At 67.0% G+C, this 18,057-nt stretch carries 18 protein-coding genes; 7 read left to right on the forward strand and 11 right to left on the reverse strand.

Going from position 1 to position 18,057, the window contains the following annotated elements; genetic code table 11:
* The first annotated feature begins 12 nt into the window (after nucleotides 1-12).
* Entirely contained in the window at nucleotides 13-1,386 is a 1,374-nt protein-coding gene (locus tag ACIPVK_RS05155; RefSeq protein ID WP_407610889.1) for an NAD(P)/FAD-dependent oxidoreductase, read from the forward strand.
* Nucleotides 1,387-1,473: 87 nt separating this feature from the next.
* Here ACIPVK_RS05155 and ACIPVK_RS05160 read toward each other — a convergent pair whose 3' ends face one another.
* Complete coding sequence (locus tag ACIPVK_RS05160) at nucleotides 1,474-2,445, reverse strand: EamA family transporter (protein ID WP_407610890.1); 972 nt, start codon at nucleotides 2,443-2,445, stop codon at nucleotides 1,474-1,476.
* 146 nt (nucleotides 2,446-2,591) lie between these two features.
* Between ACIPVK_RS05160 and ACIPVK_RS05165 the strand changes: the two genes are divergently transcribed.
* Together ACIPVK_RS05165 and ACIPVK_RS05170 are read left to right on the forward strand one after the other, a co-directional pair.
* On the forward strand, nucleotides 2,592-3,146 hold the full coding sequence (locus ACIPVK_RS05165) for a CGNR zinc finger domain-containing protein (RefSeq protein ID WP_407610891.1): 555 nt from the start codon (nucleotides 2,592-2,594) through the stop codon (nucleotides 3,144-3,146).
* Between the two features lie 56 nt (nucleotides 3,147-3,202).
* Nucleotides 3,203-3,532: a hypothetical protein gene (locus ACIPVK_RS05170; RefSeq protein WP_407610892.1), complete on the forward strand. Its 330-nt coding sequence runs from the start codon at nucleotides 3,203-3,205 to the stop codon at nucleotides 3,530-3,532.
* A 170-nt stretch (nucleotides 3,533-3,702) separates the two neighbouring features.
* Here ACIPVK_RS05170 and ACIPVK_RS05175 read toward each other — a convergent pair whose 3' ends face one another.
* The 4 genes from ACIPVK_RS05175 to ACIPVK_RS05190 form a co-directional block, all read right to left on the reverse strand.
* Nucleotides 3,703-4,008: a hypothetical protein gene (locus ACIPVK_RS05175; protein ID WP_407610893.1), complete on the reverse strand. Its 306-nt coding sequence runs from the start codon at nucleotides 4,006-4,008 to the stop codon at nucleotides 3,703-3,705.
* 38 nt (nucleotides 4,009-4,046) lie between these two features.
* Nucleotides 4,047-4,625: a hypothetical protein gene (locus ACIPVK_RS05180; RefSeq protein ID WP_407610894.1), complete on the reverse strand. Its 579-nt coding sequence runs from the start codon at nucleotides 4,623-4,625 to the stop codon at nucleotides 4,047-4,049.
* A 34-nt stretch (nucleotides 4,626-4,659) separates the two neighbouring features.
* A complete protein-coding gene (locus ACIPVK_RS05185) occupies nucleotides 4,660-5,880 on the reverse strand; it encodes an alpha-hydroxy acid oxidase (protein WP_407610895.1) in 1,221 nt (406 codons plus the stop codon).
* Between the two features lie 72 nt (nucleotides 5,881-5,952).
* On the reverse strand, nucleotides 5,953-7,287 hold the full coding sequence (locus ACIPVK_RS05190) for an MFS transporter (RefSeq protein WP_407610896.1): 1,335 nt from the start codon (nucleotides 7,285-7,287) through the stop codon (nucleotides 5,953-5,955).
* A 146-nt stretch (nucleotides 7,288-7,433) separates the two neighbouring features.
* Between ACIPVK_RS05190 and ACIPVK_RS05195 the strand changes: the two genes are divergently transcribed.
* Nucleotides 7,434-8,093, forward strand: coding sequence for a GntR family transcriptional regulator (locus ACIPVK_RS05195; protein ID WP_407610897.1), 660 nt, complete (start codon nucleotides 7,434-7,436; stop codon nucleotides 8,091-8,093).
* Nucleotides 8,094-8,106: 13 nt separating this feature from the next.
* On the opposite strand, the gene ACIPVK_RS05200 is transcribed toward ACIPVK_RS05195, so the two are convergent.
* Nucleotides 8,107-9,462 carry an MATE family efflux transporter gene (locus tag ACIPVK_RS05200; RefSeq protein WP_407610898.1) on the reverse strand — a complete coding sequence of 452 codons (1,356 nt, stop codon included), beginning with the start codon at nucleotides 9,460-9,462 and terminating at the stop codon, nucleotides 8,107-8,109.
* 139 nt (nucleotides 9,463-9,601) lie between these two features.
* Here ACIPVK_RS05200 and ACIPVK_RS05205 point away from each other — a divergent pair, with 139 nt between their 5' ends.
* A complete protein-coding gene (locus ACIPVK_RS05205) occupies nucleotides 9,602-10,255 on the forward strand; it encodes a hypothetical protein (protein ID WP_407610899.1) in 654 nt (217 codons plus the stop codon).
* Nucleotides 10,256-10,257: 2 nt separating this feature from the next.
* Nucleotides 10,258-10,542 (forward strand): transcriptional regulator, encoded by a 285-nt coding sequence (locus ACIPVK_RS05210; protein ID WP_407610900.1) that lies wholly within the window; start codon nucleotides 10,258-10,260, stop codon nucleotides 10,540-10,542.
* Nucleotides 10,543-10,558: 16 nt separating this feature from the next.
* Here ACIPVK_RS05210 and ACIPVK_RS05215 read toward each other — a convergent pair whose 3' ends face one another.
* From ACIPVK_RS05215 to ACIPVK_RS05235, 5 genes are all read right to left on the reverse strand, one after another.
* Complete coding sequence (locus ACIPVK_RS05215) at nucleotides 10,559-11,710, reverse strand: MFS transporter (protein WP_407610950.1); 1,152 nt, start codon at nucleotides 11,708-11,710, stop codon at nucleotides 10,559-10,561.
* A 96-nt stretch (nucleotides 11,711-11,806) separates the two neighbouring features.
* On the reverse strand, nucleotides 11,807-12,571 hold the full coding sequence (locus ACIPVK_RS05220; RefSeq protein ID WP_407610901.1) for a CPBP family intramembrane glutamic endopeptidase: 765 nt from the start codon (nucleotides 12,569-12,571) through the stop codon (nucleotides 11,807-11,809).
* Nucleotides 12,572-12,631: 60 nt separating this feature from the next.
* Nucleotides 12,632-13,288, reverse strand: coding sequence for a pentapeptide repeat-containing protein (locus ACIPVK_RS05225; protein WP_407610902.1), 657 nt, complete (start codon nucleotides 13,286-13,288; stop codon nucleotides 12,632-12,634).
* A gap of 110 nt (nucleotides 13,289-13,398) precedes the next feature.
* Nucleotides 13,399-15,606 carry an acyltransferase family protein gene (locus ACIPVK_RS05230; RefSeq protein ID WP_407610903.1) on the reverse strand — a complete coding sequence of 736 codons (2,208 nt, stop codon included), beginning with the start codon at nucleotides 15,604-15,606 and terminating at the stop codon, nucleotides 13,399-13,401.
* A gap of 111 nt (nucleotides 15,607-15,717) precedes the next feature.
* Entirely contained in the window at nucleotides 15,718-16,998 is a 1,281-nt protein-coding gene (locus ACIPVK_RS05235) for a CynX/NimT family MFS transporter (protein ID WP_407610904.1), read from the reverse strand.
* A 207-nt stretch (nucleotides 16,999-17,205) separates the two neighbouring features.
* Here ACIPVK_RS05235 and ACIPVK_RS05240 point away from each other — a divergent pair, with 207 nt between their 5' ends.
* Nucleotides 17,206-17,997: an IclR family transcriptional regulator gene (locus tag ACIPVK_RS05240; protein ID WP_407610905.1), complete on the forward strand. Its 792-nt coding sequence runs from the start codon at nucleotides 17,206-17,208 to the stop codon at nucleotides 17,995-17,997.
* Nucleotides 17,998-18,057 lie beyond the last annotated feature (60 nt).

Raw genomic sequence — 18,057 nt, forward strand, 5'->3', positions numbered from 1 at the left:
AGGAGCTATTCCATGACAGTAAACGGCAACGTTTCATTCTGGTTCGCGGCCGACGGGATCCCGGGCCAGCGCCCGCCGCTGACGGCGGACACCACCGCTGACGTGGTTATCGTCGGGGCGGGCTACACGGGCCTGTGGACGGCGTACTACCTCAAGAAAGCGGACCCCTCGCTGGACATCGTGGTGCTCGAAAGCAGATTTGCCGGCTTCGGGGCCTCTGGGCGCAACGGCGGCTGGCTCACCAATTCGATCACCGGCGGCCGGGCACAATACGTCAAGTCCCATGGACGCAAGAAGGTCGGGCGATTCCAGGAATTGCTGAACGAGACGGTCGACGAGGTCATCGCCACCGCGGGGACGGAGGGCATCGACGCGGACTTCCACAAGGGCGGTGAACTGAACGTCGCCCGCAACGAGGCCCAGCTCGCGCGCCTCCAGGCGCAGGCGGACTCCGAGTCGCTGTGGCCCGAGGCCAACATCCGCCTGCTGGACGCGGCAGAAACCCGCGAACGGGTGCAGATCGCCAATGCACTGGGTTCCATTCACCACCCGCATGCGGCCCGCATCCACCCAGCCAAGCTCGTGCGCGGACTGGCAGACGCAGTCGAACGCCTGGGCGTGCGCATCCACGAGGGGACCACCGTCGAGGAGATCCGACCCCATAAGGCGATCACCGCATACGGCACGGTTGAAGCGACTTACATTCTGCGCGCCACCGAGGGCTTCACGGCCAATCTCAAGGGTTCACATCGCGAATGGCTGCCCATGAACTCCTCGATGATTGCCACCGAACCGCTCCCTGATTCGGTGTGGGAACAGCTCGGGTGGAACGACAGGGACACCGTGGGGGACATGGCCCATGCCTACATGTACGCCCAACGCACCCACGATGGACGCATCGCCCTGGGCGGGCGGGGAGTGCCATACCGCTACGGGTCAAGGACCGACACCGACGGGGCAACCCAGCCCGGCACGATCGCGTTGCTCACCAACATCTTGCATGACATGTTCCCCGCTACGCGAGGCGCTGCCATCGACCATGCCTGGGCCGGGGTTCTTGGCGTCCCTCGTGATTGGAAGGCGACGGTCGGCCTCGATCCGGTCACCGGTCTGGGCTGGGCCGGCGGGTACGTCGGCACAGGAGTGACTGCCACCAACCTGGCCGGGCGCACGCTGCGCGACCTCATTCTGGATCCGGGAAGCGAATTGGCGCAGATGCCGTGGGTCAATCGCAAGGTGCGGCGCTGGGAAGTCGAACCTGCCAGGTGGGTTGCCGTTCAGGCGCTTTACAAGGCCTACGGCATGGCGGACCAGGCGGAGAATCGCGGAAAATCCGCAACCTCACGCATTGCCGAGATTGCCGACCTCGTCTCCGGCCGGGCGTAGGCCTTGAATCCGATGGACCGCCGGCAGCAGAACGACTGGCCTTGACCGCCCCCAGCCACATCGGGACGTTGGACGGGGCAGCCCCGGCTAGCTGCGCAATTCGTCGGCTCGCACCAGCAGCACGCCGCCGACGATCAACATGCCGCCGAGCAGCTGGACCCCGGCGGGCAGTTCGCCCAGCAGCAGCCAGGCCCAAAGCACGGCGAAGAGCACCTCGGTGAGCGAGATGAAGGAGGCGAGCTTCGAGCCCAGCGCCCGGGCGGCCATGATGCCGGTGACATAGGCAATGACGGTGGAGAAAAGGATCAGCCCGCCCAGTGCCACCCACCACTGGGTTTCCCAATCGGCCAGCTTCACCGGCACGAACCTCACCTGCATGTCCAGCACACCGACCAGTCCCAGGAGCCCCATGGCCATGGACCCGACGAGCAGCCCGCCGGTGGCCAGCACGATCGGCGGCAGCGCCCCGTCGGCGCGGGCACTGACGAAGAAGTAGACCGTCAGTCCGACGGCGGCTCCCAATCCCCAGAGCACGCCGATCGGGTCCACCCGCGTCTCCCCCGTCAAATCCAGGACGGCAACCAGCCCGGCAAGCGCCAGCAGGGCGCCGCCGATCGTCATGGCCTTGGGCGTCTTGCGGTGTCGGACCCAAAGGAAGAGCACGATCAGCACCGGGGCCAGGTATTCCAACAGCAGGGCCACGCCCACGTCGAGCCGCTCGACGGCCAGGAAATAGCAGAACTGGCAGGCACCGACGCCGAATAGCCCAAAGAGCAGGATGGACTTCCAATTGCTCGCCACCAACGGCCACTTGCCTCGCATGACCAAAAGTGTCGGAATCAGCAGCACCAGCGCGGCCCCGGCCATGCGCAACGTCACGGCAGCGGCGGGGCTCCAGCCGGCCTCCAGCAGGGACTTGGCGAAGGAACCGGAAAGGCCGAAGACCGCCGAGGAAAACAGGGCGATGCCCACGCCTCCCAGACGGGGGCGCGGGGAAGCCACGGGGACCGCGGGGAGTGCCGGCTGTGCCAACTGGGTGGGGATTTCTTCTCTTGGCACGGCGGTGCGCTCCCTAGGGCGAAGGTGGTCCGACGAGGGGCCGGGCTCGTAAGCCACACTCCCGTCAGGAGTAAAACTATGTATGATCATGACATTAGAACCACGCGGGTTCTCCCGTCAATCCATATGGCACCACAGGAGTCACAATGATCTTTGCCCCTGACACGGAGGTTGCCCTCGGGAGTGTCGTGGCGCTCATCAACTCGTCAACCCAGGTTTCCGATGGCCTGCTCACGCGCGCCGATCTCGACGAGTTTCTCAAGGCACAGGGGTTCACCGGATCCCGGACCCACAACGACGCGGAGCTGCGCTCGGTCCGGCAGCTGCGCGCCCAGTTGCGCGGACTGTGGCTCGCGTCCGAGCAGGAGTCGGTGGACCAGGTCAACAACATCCTGCGCAATGCCCGTGCCCTGCCCCAGCTGGTCAAGCACGATGGGTGGGAATACCACATCCACGCCACCACGCCGGAGGCGCCGCTGAGCGAACGCATGGCGGTGGAGGCGGCCATGGCCCTGGTGGATGTGCTCCGTTCGGGCGAATTGTCACGGCTGCGGATCTGCGCGGCCGAGGACTGCGAGGCGGTGCTGCTGGACCTGTCCCGGAACCGGTCAAAGCGCTATTGCGACACCGGCAACTGCGCCAATCGCGAGCACGTGCGCGCATACCGCCAACGAAAATCCGAGCAAAAACACGGACTGTGAACATACACTGGTGCCATGGCCGAAAGTGCATTCGGCCCGTGGATCGGAGGAGCACCGTGAACAGCGAAGAAGTACCGCAACCACACGCCGCTGACGAGTACGAAGTCGACCTGGAAAAGTCCAACGACGGCCCGGTACGAGCCGCCGCCCGCTGGGCTGCGGGGCTGGTCGATGCATTCTTCGGTGGGGACGGATCCGATGCCGTCGGTGCCGCAGTCGTGGTCCACCGGATCGACAACAATGCAGAGGTGCTGCGCATCAATGCCGGCAGCATCGAGGAAGCCGAGTCCCTGGTGACGATGGTGCGCTCGGACCTGGAGGACTTGGATCACGACGAGTTCCTGGACCGCTGGGGCGGACGAGACGGCGCCGAGCCCGCGCTCTAACCAGGGGCCGGCGCGCAGCCCACGAGGAATTGCGTGTAGCCCATCGAGATGGCCCACACCCTGGCCAGGAACCCAAGCACCTCGGCGAGGAGCCGGTTGCCCGGGACCAGCCGCCAAGCAACGATGCCGCCCGGGAAACCCGGGCGGCATCGTTCAAAAGCGTGGTTTATCTAGTTCTTCTGCTCGGGCTTTTCGTCCGGGGTTTCCGATGAGCGGTTGATCCCGGCTCCGGTTCCCATTTCCTCGGGGTTGTCCTTGCCCGCCATGGTCATCACGGAGATGACCAGCAGGCACGCGACGAAGGCGACACCGAAGGCCACCAGCCCGATGTCGATGCGCAACGGGTTGTCCGACCCGCCGGTGGACGAGATCGCGGCGACGACGCCGGCGATGATGGCCATGACCAGGGAGAAGGACAGGGGTGCCTTGATGCTCTGCTGCCAGGACTTCTTCTGCTTGGCTGGGGTGTTGCCCACGAAAGGCCCTCCTACAGGTTTTTGGTTCGACATCTATTCTAGCTCCAAAGACCGGGCTCGGGTTCCTTGGCGGCATGGCGCAGGCCGAAGGCCGAAATCAATTCGAAGACCGCCAGGATGATGGCGCCGCCGCCAGCCAGGCCGAGCAACGCGTGGGCGTCCAGCTGCAGGCCCATCAACAGCGAAGCCCCGGCACCCAGGGACACGAACCCGGTGACCAGCTGGTCCTTGAACGGGAGGAAACCGGCGCGGTGCCGAATGAAGACCACGATTTCCAGCACCCCCGCAATGATCCAGGCAGACGCCCCGGCGATGGCGACAACAAGGTTCTCGGGGCGGAACGCCATGACCAGGCCCGCGAGGATCATGGCCACCGCCGCCCCCGCGTAAAGCCCCCGTACGGACTTCGGGGCGCTCGGGGCGCTGGCGTAGTCCCAGAGGAACTTCGCGCTGATCACCATGAAGGCAGCCAGCGAATAGGCCAGCACCTGGCTGTTGGCACTGGAGGCGGGCCAGAAAATGGACAAGAGCGCAAAACCGGCGGCCGTCGCGGCGCGCCCCATGACGGGGGTGGCTACTTCGGCGGCAATGGTTGCGGGGATTTTGACTGCAGGCACGCCTACGAGTCTACCGGCGATGGGCCGCCGGACCTTATTCGCGCCCGGGCCGCCGGCGGATCAGCTCCGGGCCCAGGTCCGCGATCGTCGCGGCCCCCATGAGCTGCATGTTGACCTCGATTTCCTTGGCCAGCAGTTCGATGACCCGCGCAACGCCCTGCTCGCCGCCGGCCATCAGGCCGTAGAGGTAGGCGCGGCCGATGAGCACGAAGTCGGCACCGGCGCAGAGCGAAGCGACGATGTCGGCGCCGGACATGATGCCCGAGTCCAGGATGATCTCCACCCCCGCACCCACCTCGGCCCGCACCTCGGTGAGCGCCTCGAAGGAGATCGGGGCGCGGTCCAGCTGCCGCCCACCGTGGTTGGAGACGACCAGGCCGTCGGCCCCGGCATCGATGGACTTGCGGGCGTCCTCCGCGGTGAGCACGCCCTTGACGAAGAGCTTGCCGTCCCAGATGGAGCGGATCCACTCCAGGTCCGCGAAGGAGAGCGTCGGGTCGAACATCGAGTTGATCAGCGTGGGCAGGTCGGTGGCGCTGTTGGACAGCGAGGCGAACTTCAGCGAGTCAGTGGTCAGGAAGTTGAACCACCATTCGGGGCGGTAGGAGGCGTCCAGCACGGTCTTGAGGTTCAGCCGCGGCGGGATGACCATGCCGTTGCGGGCATCGCGCAGGCGCTGGCCGGCCACCGGGGTGTCGACGGTGACCAGCAGCGTGTCATAGCCCGCTGCCCGGGCGCGCTCGAGCAGCTGGCGCGACTTTTCGCGGTCCTTCCACAGATAGAGCTGGAACCAGCGGCGGGAATCGGGTGCCGCCTCGGCCACTTCCTCCAGCGAGCGGGTGCCCATGGTGGACAGGGAAAACGGGATGCCGGCGGCTGCGGCGGCGCGCACCGCGCCGGTCTCACCCTCGGCGTGCATGAAGCGGGTGAACCCGGTCGGCGCGATGCCGAAGGGCAGCGCGGAAGCGCCCCCGGCAATGGTGGTGGACAGATCCGCCTTCGCGGTGCCGTGCAGGATGCGCGGGATCAGCTCGATCTCATCGAAGACCTCCCGGGAGCGCGTGTAGGTCAGTTCGCGCTGCGCTGCGCCGTCGACGTAGTCGAAGGCCGGGGTGGGGGTGCGCCGCTTGGCGATGGCGCGCAGGTCCCACACGTCGGCGGCCTTGGCCAGGCGCGCGGCCCGCCGGTCCAGGGTGACGGGCTCGAACTTCATCAGCGAGCGGAGTTCGGAAATCTGCGGCAGGCGACGCTTCATGTGGGGGCTGTCCGGCTTTCTGTGGTTCGTGCGTTGGCAAACGAGGCGGGGTGGCGCCCGTGGACGGGCAGGTCAGTTGTTGGCGGGAACCCGCATGGAAAGCAGGACGGCGAACGCCGAGAGCAGGCAGCAGGCCAGCAGGTAGCCCGCGGCCAGGTGGGTGCTGCCGTCCGCGGCGTTGACCAGGGCCGCGGCGATCAGCGGGCTGAGTCCGGCGACCACGGCCCCGTTGGTCTCGCGGGCCACGCCGATGCCGCTGAGCCGGCGCTGCGGCGGGAAGAGGTTGGTGAGGAACGCGCCTTGGGCGCCGCTGGTGGCCGGGATGACCAGCCCGTAGCCCAGCGCAATGGCGGTGAAGGCCAGCGCGAAGCTTCCGGCGGTGAGCAGAGAGAAGATCGGATAGGCCAGGGCCGCGCCCATGACGGAGCCGAAGAGCAGCACCTTTGGTGCCCCGAACCTGTCCGAGAGCCAGCCGCCCACCGGGGTCAGCGCGACCGAAACCAACGAGCCCAGGGTGACGGCCAGCAGGGCGTCCGGCTTGGCCAGTCCGACCAGCGGGGAGGTCATGAGGCTCAGGGCGTAGACGGCAAGGATGTAGTTCATGGCGTTGTGCCCGGTGATGGAGAAGAACCCGATGAGCACCTGGCGCCAGTCGCGGGCCAGCACGTCGCGCAGCGGCAGTCGCGCCTTGGTCCTCTCGGCCCTGGCCTTCTCGATGGCCCGGGAGTATTCGGGGGTCTCCTCGAGCCGGTTGCGGATGTACAGGGCCAACAGGAAAAGCACCGCGGATACCAGGAACGGGACGCGCCAGGCCCAGCCCAGCAGCACGTCGGTGCCCAGCGAGGAGACGGCAAAGAAGGCGAAGGTCGCCAGCGCGATGCCGGCCGGCGGGGTGGAGAGCACCAGCGAGGTGTAGAAGCCGCGGCGCTTGGGCGGGGCGAACTCGGCCACCAGCGTCATCGCTCCGGCCAGTTCGGCTCCCGCGCCGAAGCCCTGCAGCAGCCGCAGGATGACCAGCAGCAACGGGGCGGCTGCGCCGATCGCGGCGCTGGTGGGCAGCAGGCCCACGCCGACGGTGGCCACGCCCATGAGGATGATCGTGAGCATCATGGCGGGGCGGCGGCCGTACTTGTCTCCGATGTGCCCCACGATGACCCCGCCCAGCGGGCGGGCGACGAATCCCACCGCGAAGGTGGCAAACGCCATCATGGATGCGGCGGAGGCCACGGCGTCGGAGAAGAACAGCGGGGCTATGACCAGCCCGGCCGCGGCGCCGTAGAGCGCGTAGTCGTACCATTCGATGACCGTGCCCAGCACCGCGGCAAACACCGCACGGCGTCCGGCCGGGGATAGTCGGTTCCCGGCGGTGGACTGTTCGTCGGCGTGCAAAGCGGGGTTAGTGGTCATCCTTGACACCCATCCGTTCAAAACTCCATGAAAAATCCCTGAAAGATATTTCTAACAGGCAGGTAGTATCTTTCACAAGGGCCACGGACGCAGCCGGCCCAATGTGACGCGGGCCCCTGGCCCGCCTGCCCAAGGGAGAACCGCCGATGAGTCCCTCGCTCACCGACCGCCTGGTCGTCCAGTTGCGCGCGGCCATCCTCACCGGACAGATCGCCCCGGGCAGCATCGTGGTCGAACCGCGACTGGCCGAGGAATACTCCGTCTCCAAGACCCCGGTCCGCGAGGCGCTGCGTCTGCTTACCTCCCAGGGCCTGCTCACGGTGCTGCCCAAGAAGGGCTACCTGGTGCGCACCATGGGGCTCAACGATGTCCAGGAAACCCTGGACCTGCGCATGCTCCTGGAACCGCACGCCGCCGCTGCCGCCGCAGGGTTCCTGCCGCAGCAGCTCACCGTGCAGCTGCGCCAGCTGCTCGACACCCAGGCCGTACTCTCCCCCGCGGATCCGCTGGGAGCCATGAATGCGGCGCAGGACTTCCACCAGGCGATCGCGGACGCCTCGCGCAATTCACGCCTGGCCGATTCCCTGCGGCGCTGCTTCGATGAGACCGCCCGCGCCCACCATGTGCTTCCGGGGCTGCAGAACTACATGGGCGCGCCCACCGAGCTGGCCGAGCACGAGGCCATCTACGCGGCCATTGCCGCGGCGGATGCGCGGGCTGCGGAGGAAGCCATGCGCGTGCATCTGCGTTCCATTCGCACCGCCATGGCGCAGCAGTTCACCGATCCCGGCAGCCTCTGGGCCTGAGCCTCCCCGTGGTTCAGGCTCCCAGGCGCATCCACTTGTCGTTGCGCACCCGCCAAGTGAGGGTCGCGGCGCGGGCGAGCATGAAGCCCAGTCCGAACGCCACCCAGATCCAGGCGACGGCCGAGACCCCGGGGTGCTCGAACAGCGTGACCACGAACAACATCGGCAGGTAGGCCGCCAGGTTGATCATGCCGGCAACGGCCAGATAGCGCGCGTCCCCGGCGCCGATGAGCACCCCGTCCAGCACGAAGACGAGTCCGCACACCGGCTGGGATGCGGCCAGGATCCAGACCCCGACCATGGTCGCCTGCCGCACCGAGTCATCCGAGGTGAACAGTGCGCCGACAAAGGGAGCAACGACGGCCAACAGCGCGCCGGTCGCCACCCCGAAGTACACGCCCCAGCGGCACATGGTCTTGGTGAGCAGGTTCGTCCGCCCCGCATTCCCGGCACCCAGTTCCTTGCCGATCAGCGCCTGCGCGGCAATGGCCAGGGCGTCCAGGGCGAAAGCCATGAACGTGAAGATGGTGAAGACCAGCTGGTGTGCCGCGAGCGTGAGCGCACCCTGGCCGGTGGCCACCCAGACCGTGGCGAGCAGGGCCAGGCGCAGCGACAGCGTGCGCAGCATCAACCAGGATCCGACTTGCCCGGTGCTCAGTACCCCGCGGCCGTGCGGCGCCAGCGACTGTCCGGCCTTGCGGATCCGCGGGACGAGCATCCACAGGTAAACCGCCGCCATTCCCCACTGGGCGATCGAGGTGCCCAGCGCGGCACCTGCAACCGACATGCCGACCGGGTAGACCAGGATGAAGTTCAGTGCGATGTTGGCGGCGAAGCCGAACCCGGCCACATACAGCGGGGTCTTGGTGTCCTGCATGCCGCGCAGCACCCCGGTCGCGGCCAGCACCAGCAACATCGCGGGTATGCCGAAGGTGGAATATTGGATGTAGTCCACCGCGAACCCGCGCACCTCGCCCTCGGCGCCCATGGCGGTTGCCAGCATGGGGGCGCCGAAGAACCCGGCCAGGCCGAGGACCACGCCCAGGCCGACGGCAAGCCAGATCCCGTCGCGCCCGGCGGCCATGGCCTTGCCGATATTGCCGGCACCGATGGCCCGTGCCACGGCGGGGGTCGTGGAATATGCCAGGAACACCATCAGTCCCACGGCGGTCTGCAGGACCGTGGTTCCCAGCCCTGCTCCGGCGAGTTCGTTGATGCCCAGGTGGCCGATGATGGCCATGTCGGCGAGCAGGAAGAGCGGCTCTGCAATGAGCGCGCCAAGCGCGGGCACCGCGAGCGCCAGAATGGTTCGCCCCAGCCCACGCGAGGATTCTGGGGTGACGACCTGGTTCCTGGCTGCTTCCTTCACCCATTCAGACTACCGGTCGGGGCGGTGCCAATAATTTGCCAAAGCCCCTCTTGACACAAACAGGTTTGCGTTACAAACTTGTTTGCAGATCGACCTTCACTTCAGGCCATTCACGGCACCCCGAAAGAAAGGCATCAACATGAACACGAACCCGGCTTCCGCCTCCGAGCAAGAGCTTGATCCGCGCGCGGCACTGGCAGCGATCAACCAGACCGCCACCGCAACCCGCGCTTCCATCGAACCCAACGTCGCGGCCATCTACTTCGTGTGGGCCGCCGCCTACCTTGCCGGCTACGGACTACTGCATGGTGCGGCCTTCGACTGGCTCCCGCTTGCCTACACGACCGCACTGGTCATCGGCGGGGTCATCCTGCTCGCGGCAGTCGCGTACACCGCGGTCCTCGGTATCCGCTCCGGATCCCAAATCCGCGGAGACTCCAAGTTTTCGGGCATGGCCTACGGCATGAGTTGGATGGGCGGTCTTGCCACCGTGGCGGTGTTCAGCATCGCCTTCGCCAAACTCATGCCCGACTCCGCGCAGCTGGCGACCGGCTGGCTGATCAACGCCGTGGCCATCCTGGTCGTGTCCCTGATGTACATGGCCGGGTCCGCAATCTTCCAGGACCGCGCCATGTTCACCCTCGGGGCATGCTTCACCGTGCTGAACGTCGCCGGCCTGGTCGCCGGACCCGACGCCTTCATCGCCATCTTCGCCATCGGCGGCCCGGTCCTCTTCATCGCCGCCGGCATCCTCGCCCTGGCCCGCCGCCGCACTTTCCCGGCGGCGAAGTAGCCATGGCCGAGCTGGATCCACTCATCCACGCAGATGCCAGGCTGCGGGTCATGTCGGCGCTGAACACCCTGGGGCCGAAGGAGTCCATGGCGTTCCCCAAGCTGCGCGGGATCCTGTCCATGACCGCGGGAAACCTCTCGACGCACCTGCGCAAGCTGGAGGATGCCGGGTACATCTCCCAGAACAAGGTCATCGAAGGCCGAAGCCCCGCCACTTATGTGGGCATCACGGCCAAGGGCGTCGCGGCCTTCGAGGCCTACAAGGCCCAGCTGATCCAGTTGCTGTAGGTCGGGAGCCCCTGGCCTATTGGCTCCGGCGCAACCCGCCCAGCGCCAACAATGCCGCCAGCACCAACAGGGAAACCACCGAAAGCACCAGCCCCGGCCAATCGGCCGCGTTGAACGCCAGGCCGATGACCCAGCCGAAGAGCGAAGACCCGGAATAGTAGGCAAGGTTGTAGAGGCTGGCGGCCTGCGCCCGTCCGCCGACTCCCAGCATCGGGATCCAGCCGCTGGCCACCGAGTGGGCGGCAAAGAACCCGGCGGTGAACACCAGCAGCCCGATGACGACAGTTGGCAGGAAATCGGCCAGCGTCACCACCAGGCCCGCGGCCATCAGGCCGATTGAGGCCAGCAGCACCGGCAGGCGATTGAAGCGCGCCACCAACGCCCCTGACTGGCGCGATGACCAGGTTCCCGACAGGTACGCCACGAACACCAGAGAGGCCAGCGAGGCGGGGATCAGGAAGGGCGGGGCCTCCAGCCGGAAGCCCAGGTAGTTGTAGACCGCCACGAAGCCGCCCATGAGCAGGAAGCCCTGCGCATAGAGGACCAGGAGCGACCCCTTGCGCAGGTTCATCCACAGCTTTTTCCACAGGGGTATGCGGTTGGGGCTGTGCCAGGGCACCGGGGTGAATCCCCGCGGCTTGGGTGCCACCGCGATGAACACACCGGCCGCGATGGCGGCCATCACCGAGACCACCAGGGTGCCCAGGCGCCAGGAGACGAATTCACTCAAGGGTCCTGCGACCAGTCGCCCGGCAAGCCCGCCCAGGGTGGTCCCGGAAATGTAGGTCCCGGCCGCAACCGCCGAATGCAGCGGCGAGACCTCCTCGGAAAGGTACGCCAGCGCCACGGCGGGGATGCCGCCCAGGGCCAGGCCCTCGATGAAGCGCAGGGCCAGCAGCCACTCGAAGCCGGGGGAAAACGGGACCGCCAGCCCCAGCGCCACGGCGGCCAACACCGCAAAGGTCATGGCGCGCAACCTTCCCATGCGGTCCGCCAGCAGCGACCAGAAGAGCACCGAACAGGCCAGTCCCAGGGTCGCGGCGGAGACGGCAAGTGCCGCATCGGCCTCGGTCACCGACAGGTCGCGGGCCAGTTCCGGCAGCACGCCCTGGACCGAGTACAGCTGGGAGAAGGTGGCGACCCCGGCGGCGAACAGCGCCAGGATCATCTTGCGGTAGCCGGCGCTGCCATGGATATGGCCGTGCCAAGACGCGGATTCTTCGGGAACGCTACTCACGTGTGAGGGGGTTCTTTCGTTCGATTTCTACTGCTGGATGAGCGGCAGCAGCGTGTAGGACAGGATCAGCGCCACCGCGTTGTTGAAGACATGCAGGACGTAGGAGTACGCGAGCGACTTGCCCGTGAGCACATAGGCCAGGGACATCATGATCCCCAGCGTCGTATAGGGAATCGCGGACGTCAGGTCGAAGGACCCGGAGCCGACGAAGTGCAGGGAGGTGAAGAGCACCACCGAGATCGCCACGCAGACCCAGACGTTGAGCCTGCGGCTGAGCTTGCCGATGAGCAGGTGGCGGAAGACGTATTCCTCCACGAACGGGCCCAGGAGCGCGGTGACCACGAACATCGTGGCGAACGGCACCGACCGGGTCATGCCCTCGATGGCCAGCTGGTTCTCGCTCTTGACCGGGTTCCCCATGGAAACCAGCACGATGGAGCTGATGATCAGCGAGCCCAGCCAGCCGCCGGGGACCATCAGGGCCTTGGCCCACGGGTGGTACTTGAACGTGGCGAAGGAGGTCCGCAACGCCTCGAAGCCCATGATCATCGCCCCGGTGAACACCACGACGTAGATGATGAGGTTCACGCCGAATTGCGCCGAATCCTGGTTCTTGAAGGCCTCGACGAACCCGGGGACCATGGCCAGCAGGCCGCCGGCGCCAAGAATGAAGAGCACCAGGTAGGTCCCCAGCACCACCACGTCCCCGCGCCGCATGGGCCCGGAATCGAAGACCGGTTGCCGCCTGCGCGGCGGCGGGGCGTATGGGTACGGGACGGGCGTTTGGTGCATGGTTTCCACCCTACCGAGCGTGGACCTCTCCCGGATCCACTTCCGGGCGGCCCGCGCGGCTCATTGGACGCGCAGGCCCAGTTCGTTTGCAAGGATGGGCGCCAGGTCCAGGAGCTGCTCGAAGCTCACCGTGGCGCCCTTGAGCGAGGTGATGCCCGAGAGCGTGCGCAGGCGCGCCCCGCGCAGGTCCACGTCCTTGAGCTTGGCGCCGTTCAGGGCCAGCGTGTCGATGGTGCAGTCGATGAAAGTGACCCGTTCCAGGTTCGCTCCCCCGGCGTCGAGCTCCTCGATGTGCACGTCGCGGAATTCCACGTCCTTGATCTTCGCCCGGCGCAGGTTCAGGTAGCCGAGCTTGGCGCGCTCGAACTTCACCGAGCGGAAGGTGGAGCCGTAGAGCTCGGCCGAGCCGATGCGCCCGCCCACCACGGCTGTGTTCCACCAGCCGGAGTCCGGGGCCTCGAGCACCGGGGCGTTGACCTCCTCGATGAGGCAGTCCCCGAAGGTCACCCGCGCCATGGGCGCGCCCTGCAGGGAGACGGAGCGGAAGATGCATTCGGTGAAGACCGCGTCTTCCAGGTCCACCCCGTCGGCATCGTCGGAGTCGAAGAGCAGGCCCTCGGCCCGCCCGTCCGTTTCCAGCCCGGTCAGGTCCCCGGAACCGGTGGTGGCCGGTTCCTTGAAGGCGGGCAGACGCGGGGCTTTCACGGAGGCAGGCATGGGCAATAGCTTATGCGGCGAATCCGCTCGATTCCGGCCGGTGCGCACGTTGGCTTTCTCACCTGCCTGCGGCTTGACGAAATGCCGCCCGAGGTGTCCGGCAGATGCCGCTACTTGCCGGTGGCGAAGGCCTGGTCCCGCTCCAGTTCCTTCGCGAGCCCGGGCGCCAGGGAGGCGGAGAAATCGTGGGAGAGGTGCGACTGGTCGTAGTAGGTGATCAGCGAGCCGATGACGGCGAAGCAGGTCTGGGACGAGCAGATGGAATCGGTCATATCCGCGCGCACGATGCCGGCCGGCGCGGTGCCGCTGTCCAGTGCCTTTTGCAGGTTCTGCCTGATCGACATGCCCTGCTTGCGGCTCACCGCGCAGGCCAGCGGGTCATCGGGGTTCGAGGCCACGCAGGTGGGCACGTTCTTGTTGCCCAGGCGCGGCAACTCGTGAATCACCGCGACGGTCTTGCCGGCATCGATCCAGGACTGCCACAGGCTGGTGAAGCCCTCGGTGGCCGGATCCTTGAACTCGTAGCCCGGGGAGGAGATCCAGCTGCGCTTGTTGCCCTGCGCGGCGACGATCACCGCGTCGAGGTCCGGATCCGCGGCGAGCTTCGGTCCCAGCGCGCGCACCGATTCGGTGCAGAGGCGCTCGGCCGTGCCGCCGAGCTTCTCCGCTCCCTTGAGCGCAGCCACCGAGGGCGAGCAGCCGGAGCGGATGTGCGTCACGATTTCCCAGTCGCGCTCGTTGGCGATCTTCACCAGGGCCGGCAGCCAGGCCGAGGCGTGCGAGTCCCCCACCACGGCAACGCGCAGCTTCGGGTCGGCGCTGTTGCCCAGCCGGCAGCTGGATTCGCCCACCTGCAGGGTGTCGGTCTCGCAGCCCGGGAACAAGGGGGCGCGGACCTGCTGGGAGACCGCAACCGCCGAGGGGTAGGGAGCGAAGCCGGAGGCGACGGGCAGGCAGTCGGCGGGGTGCGCCAGGGTCCCGGCACCGTAGCACGTCGAGTTCACATCCATCCTTGGCAGGTTCGCGCTTTGCGCGGAGGCCGCGGTTCCCGCCCAGGCGAGGGAGGCCAGCACCAGCATCCCGGCCAGCGCGAAGAGGAACGCGTTGCGCAGCGGCTTCAGCCACGTCCCGAAGCGCAGCGGGTCCTCGATGAGCAGCTGGGACAGCCAGGCCAGGGCCAGGGTCAGGCCCAGGATTCCGGCCTCGTGGTACCACTTGGGCTCGGCGTGCAGCACGAAGGGGGCCACGATGATCAGCGGCCAGTGCCACAGGTACGCGCCGTAGCTTTTGTCACCGACCCAGCGCATGGGCCGGACCGAGAGCCAGGTGGAGTGGAAGAAGAAGTGCAGCCCGGGCCTCTGCGTGCCGCCGGCCGCCAGCACCGCGGCGGTGCCGAGCACCGGCACCAGCGCCATGGTGCCGGGGAAGCGGGTCTCGGTGGGAATCAGCACCGCGCCGGCCAGCAGCGTGGCGATGCCGCCCCACCCCAGCAGTGCGCCGAGCGCCCCGCCGATTCCGCGGTTCACGCAGAGCAGGGCCACGATGCCGCCGGCGGCGAATTCCCAGGCGCGTCCCGCGGTGTCGAAGTAGGCCGCCTGCGGGCTGGCCGCGGTGACCCACAGCCCATAGGCGAAGGACACGACGGTGATCGCGCCGATGACGCCCAGGAAGAGCCGCCGGGTGCCGGGCCCGGCGAACGTGCGCCGGCCGACGCTGGTCCGTCGGCCGAATCGGGGCCCCAGCTTCCCGGCGGCGAACGCGCCGCCCAGGATCAGCAGCGGCCAGGCGAGGTAGAACTGTTCCTCCACCGACAGCGACCAGTAGTGCTGCACCACGGTGGCCATCTGCCCGGCGGCGGAGTAGTCGGTGGCGTCGGCGACCAGCGCCCAGTTCTCCACGTAGAGGCCGGCCGCGGCTAGGTGCTTGAACATGGTGCCGTGCTCGGTGGCGGGGATGAAGAAGTACACCAGTCCGGCGCCGGCCAGCAGCACCGTGAAGGCCAGCGGCAGCAGCCGACGGATGCGCCTGGCCCAGAACCTTGCAAGCTTGATGGTTCCGGTGGCGCGCATTTCCCGGAACAGGTGCGCGGTGATCAGGTACCCGGAAATCACGAAGAACATGTCGACGCCGATGAATCCGCCGCTCAGCGCGCCGGGACGCAGGTGGTGGAGGATCACCATCAGCACGGCGATCGCGCGCAGGCCCTGGATGTCTGCCCGGAACCCCATCGACGATCCGCGCCCTTCGGCCTGCGGGACCTTGACGGACGGGCTCTTGTGCGGGGTTTGCTGCGGGGCGGAGCCGGTTCGAACAGTCACTCGCGCAAGCCTATCCCACCTCCCGAACCCTGAATCCGCGAGCTGCCGTTGTGAAATGGTCCGTTTTCGGAGGGGCAACGTCCCGCGCCAGTCGCGCGGCGGCCGCGCCCGTCAATCGAGTTCCTCGGAGGCGTGGCTCGTCGATGCGGTCCTGATCGGTTCGCGCGGCGCCCGGTGGTTCGTCAGGATCCATGTGAAGACGATGCCCAGCACTGAAAAAGCGCACATCATCAACCACGAGGCGTGCCAGCCGCCGGCCTGCATGGCGATCCACGCGATCAGGAATGGACCGAAGAAGTTGCCGACGTTGAAAATCTGCTGCATCAGCCCGATCACCGCGGCCACCGATCCACCGGGCGGGGCCAGGTCAACGGCCACCCGCGAAAGCACCGTCGGGCCCATGCCGCCGACCGAGGAAAACACCAATGCGAACCCCAACCGAGCCGCAGTCCCGCTGTCCGAAGTCCACCGGATGCCGAACAGCCCGATGGAGGCGAACGCCATGACAGTGAAACAAACGACCAGCAAGGTCCGCGGCCGGCGGCCACGCTCGATAAGCACACCCGCATACAGGGCGCCGATCACGTTCACCCCGCCGACCAAGGCCGAAAGCAGGCCCGCCCGCAGGGGATCCATTCCTGCTCCCTGGTAGATAGTGGGCAGGAATCCCATGACGGCCATCCACTGGATGGAATAGCAGGCGAAGGCCAGTCCGGCGATCCACGGGGCCACGGATCGGACAGTGATCCAAATCCGACGGCCCGAGGCCGTGGCCGATCCGTCGCCGGCGGCTGCCTGATCGGCCGGGACCAACCGCTTCAATGGAAGCAACATGCCAAGGGACAGGATAGCCACACCCAGCCACAGCACACGCCAGTCGATGACCTGGAGCAACAATGCGGACCCGGCAAAGCCAATCAGGGCAGCAGTGCCCTGGAAAGCACCCCAGCCGGCCATGGCGATGTTCATTCTTTCGGGACTGCAACACCGACGGATCAACGGCGGGGCCAGCACAGTGCACAGCAGGAAACCGATGCCTTCAAGGGCCCGGGAGACCATCAGCACCACCACGCCCGGCGCCAGTGCACCAAAAAGGGAGCCAATGGCCAGCAGCGTCAAGCCGGTCATGAGAAGCCGGCGCAGCCCGAGCATTTCGCCGAACCATGCGACCAACAGTCCCCCAGCCATGCTGGCCACCTGGATAATGCCAAGCAGGACGCCGGATCGGACCAAGCCCAGCTGCAGCTCGGCGTCGATTATCGTCAGGGCACTGGGCAGTTTCCAGATATGGGTCGCGGCCACTACTGCCACCAGGACAATCGTGATCCAGGCGCGGTCCCGATTCTGGTCGAAGGCCGGCGGTTCGGCGGCGGTCGCCGGCGGAAGCAGCAACGGGAAACCTCCTTGGCAACGGACTGACAGCTTGGGCAAATTCCCACTCTGCCCTCTATGGGCCGCTGATCAGCCTCGACTTCCATCCAATGGAAGTCGTATACGAGTCATCCAACACCGCATCCGTGCCGGTTCGATTTAGGCTTGGGGCCATGCGGCCCTCCGCCGCATCCCGAATGCCCTACCGTGCCCCCAGGAGTTCCCGTCTTGGCCAACGCCCACCCGAACCAAAAGCGCACCGCCGCATCGACACCTCCGACGCCCGGGACCGCCGTGACCGCCCGCGCACTCGCCCTGCTGGGTTCCTTCGACTCCGCGCATCCAAAACTCACGCTCAGCGAGATGGCGCGCCGCGCACACCTGCCGGTGGCCACCGCCCACCGACTCATCGCAGAGTTGTTGGCATGGGGTGCCCTGGAACGCGCCGGGCAAGACTACGTCATCGGCCACCGGCTGTGGCAGCTGGGCTTGCTTGCCCCGGTGAACCAGAACATCGCCGAGCTGGCCGCTCCATATATGCAGGACGTCCTGTTCGTGACCCAGAACGTGGTGAACCTCTTTATCCTGGACGGGAACAAGGTCTTACTTCTCGAACGAATCTCGGGCACCCGCTCGGGAGCCCCATTCCTCCGGGTCGGCGAGCACCTACCGCTACACGCCTCCGCGGCAGGCAAGGTCATGCTGGCCTTTGGGGACCAATCGCTTTGGGACACTGCCAGCGTGGCCATAGAGAAATTGACCGAGCACACGATTTCTTCTCCACAGCAATTGCGCAGCGAGGTGGACAAGGTCCGGGAGCGCGGCTATGCGACGACCAGCCAGGAAGCGGGGATCGGCAACTACGGCATCGCCGTACCCATCATCGCCCCCGACGGGAGTTGCCGGGCTGCACTCGGCGTGGTCACCCAGGAGCGGGCAGCACCGGTCGGATCCGTCGTTCCGGTCCTGCGCATTGCAGCGCGAAGCATCGCCCGCCGCGTCAGCCTCGGCCGCTCCTAGTACCCCGAACGTCCCGTCGCCGTGAATTTCACCGTCAACGGCCCAGTCTTTCCATTGGCC

Origin of the sequence: Paeniglutamicibacter sp. MACA_103, from assembly GCF_045798555.1 — a bacterium.
Lineage (GTDB): Bacteria > Actinomycetota > Actinomycetes > Actinomycetales > Micrococcaceae > Paeniglutamicibacter.